Here is a 17,263-nt window from a genome sequence, read left to right as displayed (position 1 = left end):
TCGTTTTTATAAAGGACAGGAAATGCAGTTTTCCAAAATGCACGGTTTAGGTAATGATTTTGTTGTAGTTGATGCAATTACGCAAAATTTATATTTTTCGCCAGATACGATTAAACGTTTAGCCGATCGACATCGTGGTATCGGCTTTGATCAAATGTTAGTTGTTGAGCCACCTTACGATCCTGATCTGGATTTCCATTATCGAATTTTTAATGCCGATGGGAGTGAAGTCGCACAATGTGGCAATGGTGCACGTTGCTTTGCTCGCTTCGTTACCTTAAAAGGTTTAACGGATAAAAAAAGCATTACCGTGAGTACACAAACGGGCAAAATGGTTTTGACGATACTGGATGATGAACAAGTGAAAATTAATATGGGGGAGCCGATTTGGGAACCCGTAAAAATTCCATTTACTGCGAATAAATTTGAGAAAAACTATATTCTTCGCACTGATATTCAAACCGTTTTGTGCGGCGTAGTATCGATGGGGAATCCCCATTGTGTAGTACAAGTGGACGATATTCAAAACGCCAATGTTGAGCAGTTAGGTCCATTACTTGAGCGCCACGAACGTTTTCCTGAGCGAGTAAACGCGGGATTTATGCAAGTCGTTAATCGCAGTCATATTAAATTACGAGTTTATGAACGAGGCGCTGGCGAAACTCAAGCCTGTGGTAGCGGTGCTTGTGCTGCCGTTGCGGTAGGCGTTATGCAAGGTTTGTTAGACAGCAAGGTACAAGTTGATCTACCTGGAGGAAGCTTAACGATCGAATGGGACGGAGTAGGTAAGCCATTGTTTATGACAGGTGATGCAACGCATGTGTATGATGGGGTGATAAGATTATAGTCTTCTGTTACTTTTCTTTGTTTCGCCAACGAAAAGTAACCAAAAGAAAAGCGACCCAGAAGTGTTGCTATTTCCTCAGGGAAAGTAAAATTTTTTAACACCAAGTTAGCTGTCTTCGCACAAGTGCTACGCAGCCTAACTTGGCTAAAATTTTCCTTTCCCTTCGGGCAACACTAATGGGAATGTAATGCTAATCCCTTTGTGAGTTTTACCTTCATAATTAAATAATGCTCTAATAACGGTGCCCCGTGTAAGCTACCCGAATGCCGCACTTATTTTTAGGAAAGTTAGGCTGCGCAGCACTTGTGCGAAGACAGCTAACTTTCCGTTAAGAAAATAAGTGCAGAATGAGGATAAGTAGCTTAGTCGGGGTGTGCTTTCTTTTGCTTACTTTGCTTTGCACAAGCAAAGAAAAGTAAGTTGCTCTACAAAGCGAAAATCAAACAACGAGTAAGTAAACATGATGCAAAACTTAACCCACGATCAAATAACGGATTACCTAACGCAACATCCAGATTTTTTTCTCGATCATCCAGAACTTCTTGATCATATCAATCTTCATTGCTCGCAAAAAAATACGCTTTCCCTCGTTGAATTACAACTTGAACGCCAACGTCATCGGATCAAAGAACTTGAAGCAGAATTAGAAAAATTCACGCAACTGGCGATTCAAAATAGCGATATTTTCCTTGGCTTATTGCCTTTACAGCAACAGCTGTCGCAAGCGCATAATCTTACCGAGGGGATTCAGAAACTGGATCAATGGGTCAAGCGATTTGACTTACAACAAGCCAAAATTTTATTGTTTACGGATGAGTGGGAAAAACGCACCAGTTTAAGTGATGAGGTATGGTTAGATCGTAAAGCCTTTGAGATCGTGCGTTTGGAACGTTTTGGTTTACGTCGCATTTATCTCGGGCAAATGACTCATAAAGAAAAAACAATGTTGTTTTTGCCAGAGGAATTTCCGATCGGCTCAGTGGCTTGTTGTTTGTTAGGCGGAAAAACGACACAAAAACCGACCGCACTTTTATTGTTTTCGGCGCGTGATGAACGTCATTTTCATAATGGGCAAGATACTGAATTTTTAAAACATCTGGTGGATATTGTGGAATTGCATTTAGGGCGTTGGGTGGATAATTTTAAACGGTAATACACAAAAGGATCGCAATCAGCATGCAAACACAACTTGAGAAATATTGGAATTATCTGCGCATTGAACGCCAAGTTAGCCCGCATACTTTAAGTAATTATCAACGCCAGCTTAAGCGAATTGTTGAGATTTTAGGTGAAAATGGTATCACGAGTTGGTCAGCGATTACACCGAGTGTGGTGCGTTTTATACTGGCGCAGAGTAAAAAAGACGGTTTGCATGAAAAGAGTCTGGCTTTGCGCTTATCAGCATTGCGGCAATTTTTATCTTATTTAGTCCAACAAGGTGAGCTCAATGTGAATGCTGCAACGGGCATTTCAGCGCCAAAGCAAGGTCGTCATTTACCTAAAAATATTGATGCGGAACAAGTACAAAAGTTGTTATCGAATGACAGCAAAGAGCCAATCGATATTCGTGATCGAGCGATTTTGGAATTGCTTTATAGCTCGGGCTTGCGTTTATCAGAATTACAAGCCCTTAACTTAAGCAGTATCAATACTCGCGTGCGTGAAGTGCGTGTGATTGGTAAAGGGAACAAAGAGCGAATTGTGCCTTTTGGGCGTTATGCGTCGAATGCCATTCAACAGTGGCTCAAAGTGCGGTTGCTTTTTAATCCTAAAGATGAGGCACTGTTTGTTAGCCAACTTGGTAACCGTTTAACCCATCGAGCCATTCAAAAACGCCTTGAAGTTTGGGGCATTAAACAGGGGTTAAACAGCCATTTGAATCCGCACAAATTACGCCATTCTTTTGCCACACATATGCTGGAGGCGAGTTCGGATCTGCGTGCTGTACAAGAATTATTAGGGCATAGCAATGTGTCCACCACACAAATTTATACCCATTTAAACTTTCAACATTTAGCAGAAGTGTATGATGCAGCACACCCTCGTGCGAAGCGTAAAAAATAGGAAAACGGCATGAAATTCTACCGCACTTTACAGCCTTTTAAACTGATCAGCTTTGATTTGGACGATACGCTTTATGATAATACTGAAGTGATCCGCTTAGCAGAGCAGCACTTTCTTGCGCAATTAAAACAAGAAAGCCAGCTCCATGATCTCACTGCGGATATTTGGCGTGATTGGAAAAATAGCGTAGCGGAACGCAATCCCCAGTTGAGTGAGAATGTGGTGGAATGGCGAATAGAGGGAATGCGACAGCTTTTGGCGCATCATCAAAAAAGTGCGGTCGACATTACCCGAATTGTGCAATCTGTGATGGACATATTTGTAGAATGGCGTCACAAAATTGATGTGCCAAACCAAAGCCAGCAAGTGCTGAACGCGTTAAAAGCAAAATATCCACTAGTGGCGATTACTAACGGCAACGTTGAGCCGCAACGTATTGGCTTGTCTCAGTTTGATTTAGTATTGCGTGGTGGAGAACAGGGTAGAGCAAAACCTCATCAAGATTTATTTCATCAAACAGCGCAGCGATTCGGCGTGCAACCACAAGAGATTTTACACGTGGGGGATAATTTAATTACAGATGTACAAGGTGCGCTTCAAGCCAATTGCCAAGCGGTCTGGATTAATTTATCAGGCAAAACCTTACGTGATTTCCCTGAAGCTACACTCATGCCAACCTTAGAAATTACGGATTTGAAACAGTTGTTAGTGTTGCTGGAGTAATGGCTTATGAGTGAAGAAACCCTACTGCAACAACGAGAAGAACGGATCCGCTTATGGTTTGAAATGTGGTTACAACAGCAAGATTTAGGTATTGATCAGATCTTCACACCAGAAGTGACTTACATTGAAAGTTGGGGACCGAAATACACCCATCGTACCACCCTTAAACATTGGTTTACGGAATGGAATCGCCGCGGCAAAGTCTTGCGTTGGGATATCAAAGACTATTTTCACAAAGACAATCAAACCATTGTGCAGTGGAGCTTTTGCGATCACATGCATGATGGTCGATGCGAAGCTTTTGATGGTATGTCGTTAATTAAATGGTCTGAGCATAACCAAATTGACTATGTGCAGGAATTTGGTTGTCATCTTGAGCATTATGATCCTTACGAACAAGATGCCAATCCCCATTACCGTTCCGAAAAAAAGCAGTGGTTTTGACGAAAACCACAATCAGAAGAAAAGGGGATTTTTTATGAAGGTGCCCGTCGATTACAAAGGAATAAACCCACAATAATCAACCCCGCACTGATAATATGATAGAAAGCCAGTGTTTCATTTAACACTAACACACCCAATAATGCCGCAAACAACGGTGTGGCATTGGTAAACGCTGCCCCTTTTTCTGCCCCCACCAACGAAATGCCATAATTCCAGAACGCGTAAGATAAAATAGACGGACCAATAATTAAGTAAACAATAATCCAATAATGTGTGGCATTCAGTGTTGTGAAAACATCGCGGTCAAGTTGGATGTATTGCCAGAGAAAGATAGGCGTAAACAGGAATACCGCAATGCCGACTTGTGCTGTTAATAAGATGGTATTTGGCAAGGTCGTAGGCTTAAAGCGAATAATACAACAATAAATTGCCCAACTCATCGACGAACCAATTGCCCAAAGATCCCCTTGATTAATTTCCAGTTGGTATAAGCGATGTAATTGACCATGGCTTAATAGCCAAAGCACACCGATCAAACTCATTATTGCCCCCAATAACGCACTTGGTTTAATAGGATCGCCAAATACTACGCGATTGAGTAACAGGACGAGAATCGGCACAACCGCGAGGTAAATACTGGCATTAAGTGAGGTTGTCGTTTGTAATCCTTGATAGAGAAACACCGGGAAAATGACCACACCTAATAATGCAAGTGCAGTCAGAACTGCCCAATGTTGAAGAATCGTCGATAAAAAAGAGAGAGTACGTTTGCCAAAAAGCAACAATAAGATTAGCGCAGCGGGCAGCCAGCGCGAGTAGTTTAAAATAATCGGGGCGATGTCATGGCTTAACATTTTGCCAAAAAGGTAATTTCCGCCCCAAAACAATGTGGCTAAAATTAAGCAAAAGTAGCCGTAACCTTGTTTTTGTATCATAGTGAACCACGTTGAATGATAATGCCAACATTTTTAGCTTGTGCAACCGCTCTTGGCTTGCTGAGTTTTAAACGTAATGCTTGAATGCCAAAGCGCTGTTGTAATTGATCCGCTACTTCATAAGCAACTCGCTCAATGAGTAAAAAGGGTTTTGATTGAACATAATCAAGAATAAATTCACTGACTTCCGCATAGTTTAAACAATATTGCACATCATCGGTTTCAGCAGCTTTGCGGCTATCCCACGCCATTTCAATATCAAACACCAATTTTTGTTTAATTTGTTGTTCCCAATCATACACTCCAATTTGAGCGAAAACGGTCAGTTCTTCAATGAAAATGTGATCAATCATTCATTTATTCCTTCTTATCGAAAAATATAGTAGGCGTATGCTACCAAGTTTATGTACAATAGACGAACATATTTTTCTTCTTTGCCACCTCTAAGGACGAACTGATGAGCCTCTTCGCGATTTTTTATATGGTGATTGCCTATTTATTAGGGTCTATTTCAAGTGCGATTCTGTTATGTCGTTTAGCAGGATTGCCAGATCCAAGACAGACGGGGTCGCATAATCCCGGTGCAACGAATGTATTACGAATTGGTGGACGTTGGATCGCGTTAAGTGTGCTGTTGTTCGATATGCTAAAAGGCATGTTGCCAGTTTGGTTTGGTTATTACTTAGGGCTCACTCATTTTGAATTAGGTATGGTGGCATTAGGCGCTTGTTTGGGACACATTTTCCCGATTTTCTTTAACTTTAAAGGGGGAAAAGGCGTAGCAACGGCGTTTGGCGCGATCGCACCAATCTCTTGGGGGGTAGCAGGCACTATGCTTGGCACGTGGTTGCTTGTGTTTCTTGTTTCAGGCTATTCCTCATTAAGTGCGGTTTTAACGGCGATTGTTGTGCCTTTTTATGTCTGGTGGTTTAAACCTGAGTTTACGTTCCCAGTGGCATTAGTGTGTTGTTTGCTGATTTATCGTCATCACAACAACATTCAGCGTTTATGGCGCGGAGAAGAAGATAAAGTATGGGACAAATTCAAGAAAAAATCAGATTGAAGCATAAAAAAATACCGCATTGAGTGCGGTATTTTTGTATCTATTTTTATCAGTGTTTCACTTTTGCTAAATAGGCTTGCTCGGCTTGCTCATCGAAAATCTCTTGTTTATCAGTTAAGACAAAGCCCTCTAGTTCTTCTGCGATACTCTTCGCCGCACGAATCATCATGCGTAAATTCATCAAATCATTGCCTTCGGATGGCAACTGCATAAATAACGCGATACCAATAGTAGAAAAATCATTCATGTTGTAATCAAATGTACCAGGTTGTTGAATGTTAGCCACACTGAATAGCACAGGACTGTTTACACTTAAATCCGCATGACGATGATAAATGTGGTGTTCGCCAAATAAAAAGCCTAATTCATCTAAAATTTTGGCTAACTTAGCGCCTTGGAACTGGTAGTTTTCTGGTGCAACGACATACATCATTAAAAAAGCGGGTGATTCTGTTGCGTCAGCTTCTGTGTGGACTTCCGCTTTCGCAGCAGGGACCTCACGGCTTCTTTGTTCAGCTAAACGGGTTTCTTCTTCAGCCAAACGACTTTCTTCTCGTAACGAGGCGAGTGTGATAGAGGGTGATTGTTGCGCTAATTCTGCTAACTGTTGACGTAATTCGTCGGAATGGGTATCAATCCCATCATGTTGTGTTGCAAAGACCTCTGCTTCAGCGAGTGTTGTGAAGGCGGGTGAGGGCGTTGGATTCGCAGGCGGTTCAACACTTGCTTGATAGAGAGGTTGATCGGCATTAGGCAAACTAATTTTAATATTTTCTACCGCCTGTTCGACACTTGCACGTTCTTGTGCCAGTTGTTGCTCAGCTTCGAAGGTGAAAGTGTGTTGTTCTGGTGCAGGCTCAGTTGGTTGGGTTTCACCAGCTAGGGTATCCGTGGTAAGTGTTTCACTGTTTGCTTCGGTTAATGTTGAGGAGACTGGCGTCGAAGAGGGATCTTTTAAACGTGAATCACGCGTAAAGGTATTGGCGTTTTTAAAATATTGTGATTTTTCGCGGCGATTTGCCCACAGTCCATGCACGACTAAGATTACTAAAGCGATAATGCCTAAAATAATTAAAATTGTATTCAAATCCATTACCCATTCCTCGCCATTATTAAAAGGATAAAACAGGCATAAGCTTATCATATTTTCTTACGCTTGTTGAACATTTGTTGGGGCAACTTAACGTGGAAAAAACGTGAAAAATTGATTTTTTTTAAGACACTTTGTATGCTAGCCATCTTGCTTATTTATCAGGAGTGGTAATGTTACAACAATCTGAATTAAAACAAGCCTTTCATTATTTCATGATGGGATGGCATCTGATTAAACAAAAAGGGTTGCGTCGTTTTGTCGTGATGCCTATTTTACTTAATGTCGTGTTATTAAGTGGATTATTCTGGCTTTTTATGACACAAATTGAACGCATGATTGACTATGTCATGAACTATATTCCAGAATGGTTGAGCTGGTTAAGTGCCATTTTATTAGTGCTTTCCATTTTGATGATTTTGATCTTTTTCTATTTTATTTTTACCGCACTTTCTGGTTTTATTGCCGCGCCATTCAATGGATTACTGGCGGAAAAAGTTGAAAAAATGTTGACGGGTGAAAACGTAATTGAAGGCAGTGCGTGGGATTTTGTAAAAGATATTCCACGTATGTTAGGGCGTGAATGGCAAAAATTGCTATACAGTCTACCTAAATTAATTGCACTATTTTTACTCGGGTTTGTGCCATTTTTAGGGCAAAGTATTATACCTGTAATCACCACATTATTTACGGCTTGGATGATGGCAATTCAATATTGTGACTATCCGTTCGATAATCATAAAGTCCCTTTTCCTGTGATGAAAACAGAATTGGCAAATAAACGTACGTTAAGCTTGACATTTGGCGGATTGGTTATGCTGTGTACTTTTATTCCACTCGTGAATCTTGTCGTGATTCCTGTTGCCGTATGTGGCGCAACAGCCATGTGGGTGGAACACTATCGTGATAGACTGGCACTCAATAAACAACGTGAGGAAACTGACAAAGGAACGGCATTACACACAGTGGGAACATCGATAGTGAAATAGTATTTTGTTATAAAATATAGCAAATCGCTATTTTTGGTCTTCGATCAGTTATGTTAAAAAATAAATTATTTTAACCAGTCATCTTCAACGGATTGAACGAAAGGAAAGCAACTATGACAATTTATGCAGATAATTCTTATTCAATAGGGAATACCCCATTGGTTCGTCTTAACCATTTTGGACACGGCAATATTGTGGCAAAAATTGAAGGACGAAATCCGAGTTTTAGCGTTAAATGCCGTATTGGTGCCAACATGGTTTGGCAAGCGGAAAAAGACGGGATTCTGACAAAAGAAAAAGAGATTGTTGATGCAACCAGTGGTAATACGGGAATTGCGTTAGCTTATGTGGCGGCGGCACGAGGTTATCGCATTACGCTCACTATGCCTGAAACCATGAGTGCAGAACGTAAACGTTTATTGCGCGGTTTAGGTGTCAATCTGGTTTTGACCGAGGGGGCGAAAGGCATGAAAGGGGCAATTGAGAAAGCGGAAGAAATTGTTGCTTCTGATCCTCATCGTTATGTCATGTTAAAACAGTTTGAAAATCCAGCTAACCCAGCGATTCACGAGCAAACAACAGGACCAGAAATTTGGCGTGATACAGAAGGGAAAGTGGATGTGTTAGTTGCAGGGGTGGGTACGGGAGGTACAATTACGGGGACAACACGTTACTTGAAATTAGAACAAGGTAAAGCAATTACCGCTGTAGCAGTTGAACCTGCGGAATCCCCCGTGATCACGCAAACTTTAGCAGGTGAAGCAGCTCAACCTGCGCCACATAAAATACAGGGGATTGGTGCAGGATTTATTCCAAAAAATTTAGATCTTACATTAATCGATCGTGTTGAAACGGTTACCAGTGATGAGGCTATTGAAACTGCTCGTCGTTTGATGGCTAAAGAAGGAATTCTGGGGGGGATTTCTTCTGGTGCTGCTGTTGCCGTCGCAGATCGGTTAGCAAAACAGCCAGAATTTGCAGATAAACTGATTGTTGTTATCTTGCCTTCTGCTTCCGAGCGTTATTTAAGTACCGCGATGTTTGAAGGTATTGACGCATAATCGGTTTGTGCTCAATTTATGATTAAAAAGCCCAAGTTGAAAACTTGGGCTTTGTTGTTATTTTCCTGAAGTTGTTGTAGAGGTGTCTTGTTTTTCTGCTCCAAAAGCACCTATCCATCTCTGCCCAGAACCTGAACCAAGGATATACTGGCGATCACCTTTCTTTTTTACTGAATCAATAAAATCAACATAAAACCTTGCTTTGTCTCCTTCGTGAATAACTGGATCTTTTCCTGTGGCTGTAAATGTTAATGTATCTGCACTTTCTCCATCGTATTTTTCTCCATCGGTTATATTGAATAAAACCGTGTTAGAATCATTCACTTTGGTTACTTGACCAGATGGCGAGCCATTTTTGTATTCCAAAGAGATATCTGCATATTTGATATTAGAGATATTATTAGTAGAGTAGAGTAATGCATAAAGGAATCCATTGGATTTTTGATATTTTGCTTGGTATCCGTGAGGCAAAATTTTGTCATTATTCAAATCAGTGTTCTTGCCTCGAATAATTTCAAGGGACGGTATATTGGGGTTTTTATGGTTAATATTACGGTATCCAAAATAAATTGCTCCCAAACCATTTTCACCTAATAAAGTAAATTTATAATTTCCCCCTTGATGAGAATTATCACCAAAATGGAGTGAAATTGTAGAACTTTGCATATTAGGAGATTGAGGGTATTCAATAGTTATTTTATTTGGGTTTTCTGAATTAGGATAGCAACTGTCATCAGTTTGGCAAATACCTCCTTCCCATTTTGCTTTTTTTGTTTCTTCATTTATAGGCGTTGGTGGCAGTGCTTTGGGTGGGACAATATGCTCAGGGTTTACAATATTATTCATTGAGTCATTACTTGAGGAATTATTGGGAGTAACCGAGTTGTTATTTGGTAAATCAGTATTTGACGCGTTTTCTTCTTTGTTAACTTCCGACATGGCTTCAGGAGGGATAGGTTTGCTCTCTTCTCCATAATTCTCTTGTGCTGAAGGAGGCATTGATACTTCTGGTAGTGGTATTGTTGAGTTTTCCGTTTTAGGCGGTGTATTCGGTAGATTGCTTTGAGGCGCTGATTGGAGTTGAGACGTTGGGGTATGATTGCTACCGCAGGCAGTAAATAAAGTCGACAGCCCAATTAAAAGGCTGGTCTTCACGATTGATTTTTTCATGTTAATATCCTTTTAAAAATGTAAAACAACACATCACGATTCCTTGATGATGTTACGCTATTTTACCTATCCTCGAAGCCATTTTCTTTTCATTTTTCGCTTTTCCGATTTATTTTCTTCTAATTTAACCTGATGTTGCATGTGATTTAAGCGGCTGGATCTCAATAGCGAAGTGTTTGATTTTTTTAATGTTTAGCATTAAGGAAACAAGATAAAAGAGGGAGATAGTTGTTGCTAGTACGATATTGGGCAGTGCTATAGAAGGTGTTTGGAGACAAGATTGTGACAAAAGTGCGGTCGATTTTGTTATGAAATAACCGCACATTATTTAAGGGACGCTTTATTGTTGTTTTTCTAAATAAAGCCATTCTGCTACTTGTTTCGCATAGTAAGTTAAGATACCGTCGGCACCTGCACGTTTAAAACACAATAAGGATTCGAGGATACATTCTTTTTCTTTGAGCCAACCATGTTGAATAGCCGCTTGATGCATCGCATATTCGCCCGAAACTTGATAGGCAAAAGTCGGAACTCCAAAATGCGTTTTGACTCGATAGACTAAGTCTAGATAGGGCATCCCGGGTTTGACCATCACCATATCTGCACCTTCTTGTAAATCCAGCGCGACTTCTTGTAATCCCTCATCACTATTTGCGGGATCAAGTTGGTAAGTTTTTTTATCACCACCTTTTAAGTTTGAGGCTGAGCCAACAGCATCGCGGAATGGGCCATAGTAATTTGACGCATATTTGGCAGAATAAGCCATAATCAGCGTATTGATAAATCCAGCCTGTTCAAGGGCAAGACGAATTTTGCCGATGCGACCGTCCATCATATCGCTTGGGGCAACGATATCCGCGCCAGCCTGTGCATGTGAGAGTGCTTGTTTAACTAAAATATCACTTGTGAGGTCATTTAATACATAACCCGTTTCATCGATGATGCCATCTTGACCGTGGAGCGTATAAGGATCAAGTGCAATATCCGTTAAGATGCCCAATTGGTGTGGAAATTTCGCTTTTAGGGCTTTTATTGCCCGTTGTACTAAACCGTCAGGATTATAAGCTTCCTCTGCCATCAATGATTTTTTAGACTGATCGATAACAGGGAAAAGTGCGATAACTGGTACGCCATATTTCACCAATAATTCTGCTTCAATTAACAATTGGTCGATAGTTAAACGTTCTACGCCTGGCATGGAGGGGACTGGCTCACGTAGGTTTTCCCCTTCCAAAATAAATACAGGATAGATCAGATCATCGGCAGTCAAAGTATTTTCTGCCATTAAACGACGACTGAAGTCGTGTTTACGCATGCGGCGTAAACGACGTTGTGGAAAACCAGTAAAAATTTGTTGAGTCATATTCGTTCCTTTTTAATGAGCAAAAGGGGCAATGTTGCCCCTTTTATTGATTTGTTTCTTGACTGTCTCCGTCCTCTTTTGGACGATAAAAACGCGCAACGATAACGCCTAATTCAAATAAGAACCACATTGGAATTGCTAATAAGGTTTGGGAGAAAATATCAGGCGGCGTGAGGAGCATGCCAATGACAAAGGCGGCGACAATAATGTAAGGGCGTTTTTCTTTTAAACTTTCAGGGGTCGTTACGCCAGTCCAACAGAGCAAGATAATCGCAACAGGGACTTCAAAACACACACCGAAAGCTAAGAAAATAGTGAGAACAAAGTCTAAATAGCTACTGATATCGGTTGCAATGGCAACGCCAGTAGGTGCAGTTTTCGTTAAAAAACCAAAGACTAACGGGAAGACTACATAATAAGCAAACGCGACGCCGAGATAGAACAGCACAGTACTAGAAAACAGCAGTGGGTAAATCAGGCGTTTTTCATGTTGATATAAGGCAGGTGCGACGAATGCCCAGACTTGATAGAGCAAATAAGGTACAGATAAAAAGACGGCAACGACCGCGGTTAATTTGATTGGTGTAAAAAAGGGCGTTGCAATATTTGTGGCGATCATGCTTGCCCCTGAAGGTAACACATTAATTAAGGGGGAGGCCACAAAGTTGTAAATATCATTTGCAAAATACACTAATCCACAAAAGACAATGGCAACAAAGATGATCGCACGTAATAAACGATCACGTAATTCCATTAAGTGACTGATTAGGGGTTGAGATTCTTCAACACTCATTATACTTTCTTATCTTGAGTTTTAGATTGAGGTTCTAACGTTGGAGCAAGCACAGGTTCCGCCTCATAGTCGTCAGTATAATATTGTTGAATATGCGCCATTTCATCCTGTTCTTCAGCAAGCTCTGCTAAATCAGCGGGAGAAAGCTCAGCTTGTTCCGTGGTTTCATGAGGCAAGGCATGATCCGCAAGCTGTTCATTTGACGGTTCTGATGTAGGCGTAGTTGGCTCTGCAGCCGCTTTCATTTCTTTGATTTGTTGTTCAATTGTCGTATTCGTTGCGGCTGCTTTTTGTTCCAGCTCGGTACGGATTTTCTCAGCAGACGCTTTGAGATCTTCGACAGTTTGAGATAAATCAGGCGAAAGTTGTTTTAAATTGAATTCTTCTGCTTTTTTAATGCTTTCTTGGAGTTCTTGTAATTTGAGCTCTTGTTTTAACTCATTTTGTACATTCGAGGCTAAACCGCGAATCGTTGCAACCCAACCCATGACAGTTCGAATTGCAACAGGAAGACGCTTAGGTCCTAATACAATTAGTCCAATGACTAAAATCAGAAATAATTCAGAAAAACCAATATCAAACATTATGCCTGTTCTTTATCTTTTGCTTTTTCAGTCGATTGTGCTGTTGTTTCAGTTTCATCTTTTAATGATTTAAACTCAGCATCTTTCGGTTCATCTGCCATCGCTTTTTTGAAGCCTTTTACGGATTCACCTAAATCGGAGCCTAACGTTCTTAATTTTTTTGTTCCGAATAATAATACGACGATTGCAACAATGATAAGTAGTTGCCAAATACTGATGCCACCCATATTTTTTCCTTCTTTTGTTATTAAAAAATAAACGTTCGTGAATATAGCTTTTTTAACCGTTTTGAACAATAGCCAATTCACATTATTTTCTATTTTGTTGCGCTTGATCAGCTCAACATGGTTGAAAATAACCAACAGGCAAGTCCACACGCGAATCCCAACAGAAACGCTTTTAACCCCTGATGTCGAGGTTTGTGGGTAAATGTGCGGTTTAATTTTTCTAATTCTTGTGCAATCACTTTTTGCTGCGCTAGGGCTTCCATGACGTGTGTAGGCAAATCGATCACATGTTCACGCCAATAAGGCAATTTTTGTCTTACTGACTTAGTAAACGCTTTGAGCCCCATTTGCTCATCTAGCCATTTTTGTAGGAAGGGTTTCGCGGTATCCCATAAATCCAGTTGCGGATACAATTGTCTCCCAAGTCCTTCAATATACAGTAAGGTTTTTTGCAGTAAAACCAATTGTGGTTGTACTTCCATGTTGTATTCACGCGCTACATTGAAAAGATTTAATAGCACATGACCAAAAGAAATTTCGGATAACGGTTTTGCAAAAATCGGTTCGCATACTTCCCTGAAAGCTTGTTCAAAATCATCAATATTCGTATCTTTTGGTGTCCAGCCAGATTCAACGTGCATTTCTGCAACACGACGATAATCTCGATTAAAAAAGGCAACAAAACTTTCTGCCAAATAGCGTTTATCATGATCATTCAAACGTCCTACGATACCGCAGTCAATACCGATGTATTGTGGGTCATCGGGATGATTAGGATTCACAAAGATATTGCCAGGGTGCATATCAGCATGGAAGAAACTGTCACGAAATACTTGTGTGAAGAAAACTTGTACGCCACGTTCAGCAAGTAATTTCATGTTGGTACCATTGGCCTCTAATTCCGCAATGTTGGAGACGGGGATACCGTAAATCCGCTCCATCACAATTACATTTTTATGACAAAATTGTTGATACATTTCAGGAATATACAGCATCGGGCTGTTTTCAAAATTAGCACGCAACTGGATCGCATTTGCCATTTCACGTCGTAAATCCAGCTCATCTCGTAATGTTTTTTCGTATTCGCGAACCACTTCGACGGGGCGTAAGCGACGTCCTTCTGTGTTTAAACGCGGAATCCAGCTCGCCACCTTGTACATTAAACTCAGATCAGCGTCGATCATTTGCTGAATATTAGGGCGTAACACTTTGAGTACGACCTCTTTGCCTGCTAAATGTGTCGTTAAGTGCGGTCCATGTTGTTTGAATTTCGCGGTATGTACTTGAGCAATCGATGCTGAGGCAAGTGCGGTATCATCAAAGTTTTCAAACCACGTCTCAAGCGGCGCACCGAGTGCTTGTTCAATTTGTTGACGAGCGATGTTGCCATCAAACGCATCGACCTGATCCTGTAGTAAGGCCAGTTGATCTGCAATGTCGGCAGGAAACAAGTCTCGGCGAGTAGAGAGCATTTGTCCTAGCTTGATCCAAACGGGACCGAGTTCTTGTAAAGCAAGACGTAATCGTAAGCCAAACGGTTTGTCATGATGTTGATTACGTAGCCAAAATAAGCTTTTACGCCAACAACGAATTGGGCGAGTATAGCGATTTGTTGGCAGAGCTTCATCGATGCCATAAACGAGGAACGTTTTGATGATTTTATATAAGTGTTTAATATCGTTTAAATGCATGCGTTATTCCGTATGTGAGGAGCGGTAGGCCCACAGGCTGTTAATTTTTTGTTCTAAACGTGCCGTCTCTTTTTCTAACGTATTGACTTGTTCACAAAAATCAGCAATCGCTAAACTCGGTGAAACGACTTGCCATTCTTCCGTTAAACGTTCTCCCCAAAACTGTTGGCTTTGTGACAGGTGTTGTTTGAACGTTTGCGTTAATTTTCGTAAAACATCGACCGCACTTTGTGCAGGCACATCGCCGATGTAACGCGAAAGCAATTCTGCAGGGTCGCTTTCTAGGAATTCAAAAAGGGCTACCACATCTTGTAACACTTGCAAGTCGCCTTGTAATAAAATCGACTTGTCATTAATAAATTGGCTTAATTGGGATTTTTTCGGCAAATGAAACAATAAGTTGGGGGCAATTTCAATGGCACAATCAGGTGCACCCTCATATTGACTTAGTAAGTCAAGGCGTTGCGTTGAAAAAATGAAATACAGTGGAAGATTGAGTTTCTGAACGTTAACGTGTAGTACTTTGTTGTTCAGTTTACGTAAATAAGGCTCACAATGATCGGTGTGCTGAATTAAGTGGTTGATGATTCCCTCTAATGCTCCGTTGAGTAGTTGAGGGAGCATGAGTTGTTGGAAAAAAGATAGGTTTTTCATATCAGTTACTTACTCACTAAAGAATTTTGGGGCGCAGATTTAGGAAAATCAGATGCCGTTGGGGTCACGTATTTATTTTGTATTCCATCGATTTGTAGCACGAGGAGTAAGACGATGCCAGATAATAAGAGTGAGAGCACACTGGCAGTTGTTGTGATAAAGGTCATTTCTTGAATGAGCGTTAAAGTGTGATATTCGTGCCAAACTAGCACAATCATGAGGGCAAGATTAATATAGAGCAACCAAAGAATCCACCAGACAACGAGGGTCACTGGTGTTGGCTGGTTGCGCCAAGCGTCAGGGTGCTCACTCGCTAGCCAAGTTTCTTTCATCGCTTTATAAGGCATGAATAAATTCGCTATTGGGATAAAGAAATAGACGATACAGGCAGCATCCGTAAATTTGATATTCGTCGCATTGACGACAGTATGCACGAAACGATGAGCACGATAGATCCAACTTAACATCGCGATGCCTAACAGAAAAAAACTGACGATTTTAGTGTAATACAGTATATGATTAAATTGGACTAATTGTTCAACATGACGGAGCAATGTTTGATCGTTGCTCTGTTGTGTTGCGGCATCAATAGCCGTGCTGAGTGTTATATTTAATCCTATTTGTACCGCTTGAATAAGAATATCGAGTCCTAATAATACCAAGACGAAAGTTGACTGTTTTTTTGCTTGATAATTCATCATCGTATCCTCTGTTACGTTTAGAATTTATAGCCTCGATGTAATGCGACAATACCCGCACTTAAATTATAGTAATTCACTTGTTCAAAGCCTGCGTCCACCATCATTTGTTTAAGAATATCCTGTTCTGGATGCATTCGGATTGACTCGGCTAAATAACGGTAACTGTCGCCATCATTCACGACGACCTCACCAATTTTTGGCAAGATATTGAACGAGTAAAAATGATAAATTTTACTTAATGGGTCTAAAATAGGTTTGGAGAACTCCAAAACCAGTAAGCGTCCACCTGGCTTTAACACGCGGAACATCGAGCGTAGTGCTTTATCTTTGTCCGTGACGTTACGTAAACCAAAACTAATAATGACACAATCAAAGGTATTATCAGGGAAAGGGAGGGCTTCAGCATTCGCTTGTACATAGTTGACGTTGCCCACGACCCCTAGATTACGTAGTTTTTCTCGTCCAACCTGTAACATCGAATCATTGATATCCGCAAGAATGACTTCGCCTGTTTCACCCACAATGCGTGAGAATTTTGCCGTAAAGTCACCAGTTCCCCCAGCAAGATCGAGGACTTTATGTCCTTTGCGGACACCGCTGCAGTCAATAGTAAATCGCTTCCATACACGATGAATACCAAAAGACAATAGATCGTTCATTAAGTCATATTTACTCGCGACAGAGTGAAAAACATTGGCAACCATTTTTTGTTTTTCTGATTTTGCCACGGTTTTAAAACCGAAGTGTGTTGTTTCCTCATCGTGAGCGGTGTGTATCTGTTCCACGTGAGATGGGATTGGGTTGTGTTGGTTTGTCATAACGATTGTCCATAACGCTCAAAATTGTGTTAAGGATAACAAAAAA

Annotated in this window: 20 protein-coding genes; 8 read left to right on the top strand and 12 right to left on the bottom strand. The window is 40.8% G+C overall.

Annotated features, from left to right (window positions below):
• The first annotated feature begins 22 nt into the window (after positions 1 to 22).
• The 5 genes from dapF to ACWIT3_RS02080 all read left to right on the top strand — a co-directional run bounded on the left by dapF (position 23) and on the right by ACWIT3_RS02080 (position 4,078).
• Positions 23 to 847: a diaminopimelate epimerase gene (gene dapF / locus ACWIT3_RS02100; RefSeq protein ID WP_457161165.1), complete on the top strand. Its 825-nt coding sequence runs from the start codon at positions 23 to 25 to the stop codon at positions 845 to 847.
• A 463-nt stretch (positions 848 to 1,310) separates the two neighbouring features.
• A complete protein-coding gene (locus ACWIT3_RS02095; RefSeq protein ID WP_457161195.1) occupies positions 1,311 to 2,000 on the top strand; it encodes a DUF484 family protein in 690 nt (229 codons plus the stop codon).
• Positions 2,001 to 2,023: 23 nt separating this feature from the next.
• Positions 2,024 to 2,911, top strand: a complete 888-nt coding sequence (gene xerC / locus ACWIT3_RS02090) for a tyrosine recombinase XerC (protein WP_457161164.1) — start codon at positions 2,024 to 2,026, stop codon at positions 2,909 to 2,911.
• Positions 2,912 to 2,920: 9 nt separating this feature from the next.
• Entirely contained in the window at positions 2,921 to 3,634 is a 714-nt protein-coding gene (locus ACWIT3_RS02085; protein WP_457161163.1) for an HAD-IA family hydrolase, read from the top strand.
• Positions 3,635 to 3,640: 6 nt separating this feature from the next.
• On the top strand, positions 3,641 to 4,078 hold the full coding sequence (locus ACWIT3_RS02080) for a nuclear transport factor 2 family protein (RefSeq protein ID WP_424409330.1): 438 nt from the start codon (positions 3,641 to 3,643) through the stop codon (positions 4,076 to 4,078).
• A gap of 32 nt (positions 4,079 to 4,110) precedes the next feature.
• Here the strand turns inward: ACWIT3_RS02080 and ACWIT3_RS02075 are convergent, their stop codons facing one another.
• Both ACWIT3_RS02075 and folB read right to left on the bottom strand, forming a co-directional pair.
• Complete coding sequence (locus ACWIT3_RS02075) at positions 4,111 to 5,013, bottom strand: DMT family transporter (protein WP_457161162.1); 903 nt, start codon at positions 5,011 to 5,013, stop codon at positions 4,111 to 4,113.
• Positions 5,010 to 5,366 (bottom strand): dihydroneopterin aldolase, encoded by a 357-nt coding sequence (gene folB, locus ACWIT3_RS02070; protein WP_457161161.1) that lies wholly within the window; start codon positions 5,364 to 5,366, stop codon positions 5,010 to 5,012. The genes ACWIT3_RS02075 and folB overlap by 4 nt, the downstream gene beginning before the upstream one ends.
• A gap of 104 nt (positions 5,367 to 5,470) precedes the next feature.
• Here folB and plsY point away from each other — a divergent pair, with 104 nt between their 5' ends.
• The gene (plsY, locus tag ACWIT3_RS02065) at positions 5,471 to 6,076 is read left to right on the top strand and encodes a glycerol-3-phosphate 1-O-acyltransferase PlsY (protein ID WP_457161160.1); all 606 of its coding nucleotides are present in this window, start codon (positions 5,471 to 5,473) and stop codon (positions 6,074 to 6,076) included.
• A gap of 49 nt (positions 6,077 to 6,125) precedes the next feature.
• Here plsY and zipA read toward each other — a convergent pair whose 3' ends face one another.
• The gene (gene zipA, locus ACWIT3_RS02060; protein ID WP_457161159.1) at positions 6,126 to 7,169 is read right to left on the bottom strand and encodes a cell division protein ZipA; all 1,044 of its coding nucleotides are present in this window, start codon (positions 7,167 to 7,169) and stop codon (positions 6,126 to 6,128) included.
• A gap of 170 nt (positions 7,170 to 7,339) precedes the next feature.
• Between zipA and cysZ the strand changes: the two genes are divergently transcribed.
• Both cysZ and cysK read left to right on the top strand, forming a co-directional pair.
• Entirely contained in the window at positions 7,340 to 8,155 is an 816-nt protein-coding gene (gene cysZ / locus ACWIT3_RS02055; protein WP_457161158.1) for a sulfate transporter CysZ, read from the top strand.
• Between the two features lie 113 nt (positions 8,156 to 8,268).
• A complete protein-coding gene (gene cysK, locus ACWIT3_RS02050; protein ID WP_457161157.1) occupies positions 8,269 to 9,216 on the top strand; it encodes a cysteine synthase A in 948 nt (315 codons plus the stop codon).
• A gap of 57 nt (positions 9,217 to 9,273) precedes the next feature.
• Here the strand turns inward: cysK and ACWIT3_RS02045 are convergent, their stop codons facing one another.
• The 9 genes from ACWIT3_RS02045 to ubiE all read right to left on the bottom strand — a co-directional run bounded on the left by ACWIT3_RS02045 (position 9,274) and on the right by ubiE (position 17,217).
• The gene (locus tag ACWIT3_RS02045) at positions 9,274 to 10,386 is read right to left on the bottom strand and encodes a hypothetical protein (protein ID WP_457161156.1); all 1,113 of its coding nucleotides are present in this window, start codon (positions 10,384 to 10,386) and stop codon (positions 9,274 to 9,276) included.
• A gap of 340 nt (positions 10,387 to 10,726) precedes the next feature.
• Positions 10,727 to 11,749 carry a porphobilinogen synthase gene (gene hemB / locus ACWIT3_RS02040; RefSeq protein WP_457161155.1) on the bottom strand — a complete coding sequence of 341 codons (1,023 nt, stop codon included), beginning with the start codon at positions 11,747 to 11,749 and terminating at the stop codon, positions 10,727 to 10,729.
• 43 nt (positions 11,750 to 11,792) lie between these two features.
• Positions 11,793 to 12,542 carry a twin-arginine translocase subunit TatC gene (tatC, locus tag ACWIT3_RS02035; protein WP_457161154.1) on the bottom strand — a complete coding sequence of 250 codons (750 nt, stop codon included), beginning with the start codon at positions 12,540 to 12,542 and terminating at the stop codon, positions 11,793 to 11,795.
• Positions 12,542 to 13,126: a Sec-independent protein translocase protein TatB gene (gene tatB / locus ACWIT3_RS02030; RefSeq protein WP_457161153.1), complete on the bottom strand. Its 585-nt coding sequence runs from the start codon at positions 13,124 to 13,126 to the stop codon at positions 12,542 to 12,544. Before tatB ends, tatC begins: the two co-directional genes overlap by 1 nt.
• Entirely contained in the window at positions 13,126 to 13,353 is a 228-nt protein-coding gene (gene tatA / locus ACWIT3_RS02025; protein WP_046339644.1) for a Sec-independent protein translocase subunit TatA, read from the bottom strand. The genes tatB and tatA overlap by 1 nt, the downstream gene beginning before the upstream one ends.
• A gap of 107 nt (positions 13,354 to 13,460) precedes the next feature.
• Complete coding sequence (gene ubiB, locus ACWIT3_RS02020; protein WP_457161152.1) at positions 13,461 to 15,044, bottom strand: ubiquinone biosynthesis regulatory protein kinase UbiB; 1,584 nt, start codon at positions 15,042 to 15,044, stop codon at positions 13,461 to 13,463.
• Between the two features lie 3 nt (positions 15,045 to 15,047).
• Positions 15,048 to 15,698 (bottom strand): ubiquinone biosynthesis accessory factor UbiJ, encoded by a 651-nt coding sequence (locus ACWIT3_RS02015; protein ID WP_457161151.1) that lies wholly within the window; start codon positions 15,696 to 15,698, stop codon positions 15,048 to 15,050.
• 5 nt (positions 15,699 to 15,703) lie between these two features.
• Entirely contained in the window at positions 15,704 to 16,399 is a 696-nt protein-coding gene (locus ACWIT3_RS02010; protein WP_457161150.1) for a DUF4328 domain-containing protein, read from the bottom strand.
• A gap of 17 nt (positions 16,400 to 16,416) precedes the next feature.
• Complete coding sequence (gene ubiE, locus ACWIT3_RS02005) at positions 16,417 to 17,217, bottom strand: bifunctional demethylmenaquinone methyltransferase/2-methoxy-6-polyprenyl-1,4-benzoquinol methylase UbiE (RefSeq protein ID WP_457161149.1); 801 nt, start codon at positions 17,215 to 17,217, stop codon at positions 16,417 to 16,419.
• Positions 17,218 to 17,263: the final 46 nt, after the last annotated feature.

This window comes from Pasteurella sp. P03HT, from assembly GCF_054052285.1.
This window is presented reverse-complemented; position numbering and strand designations above follow the sequence as displayed.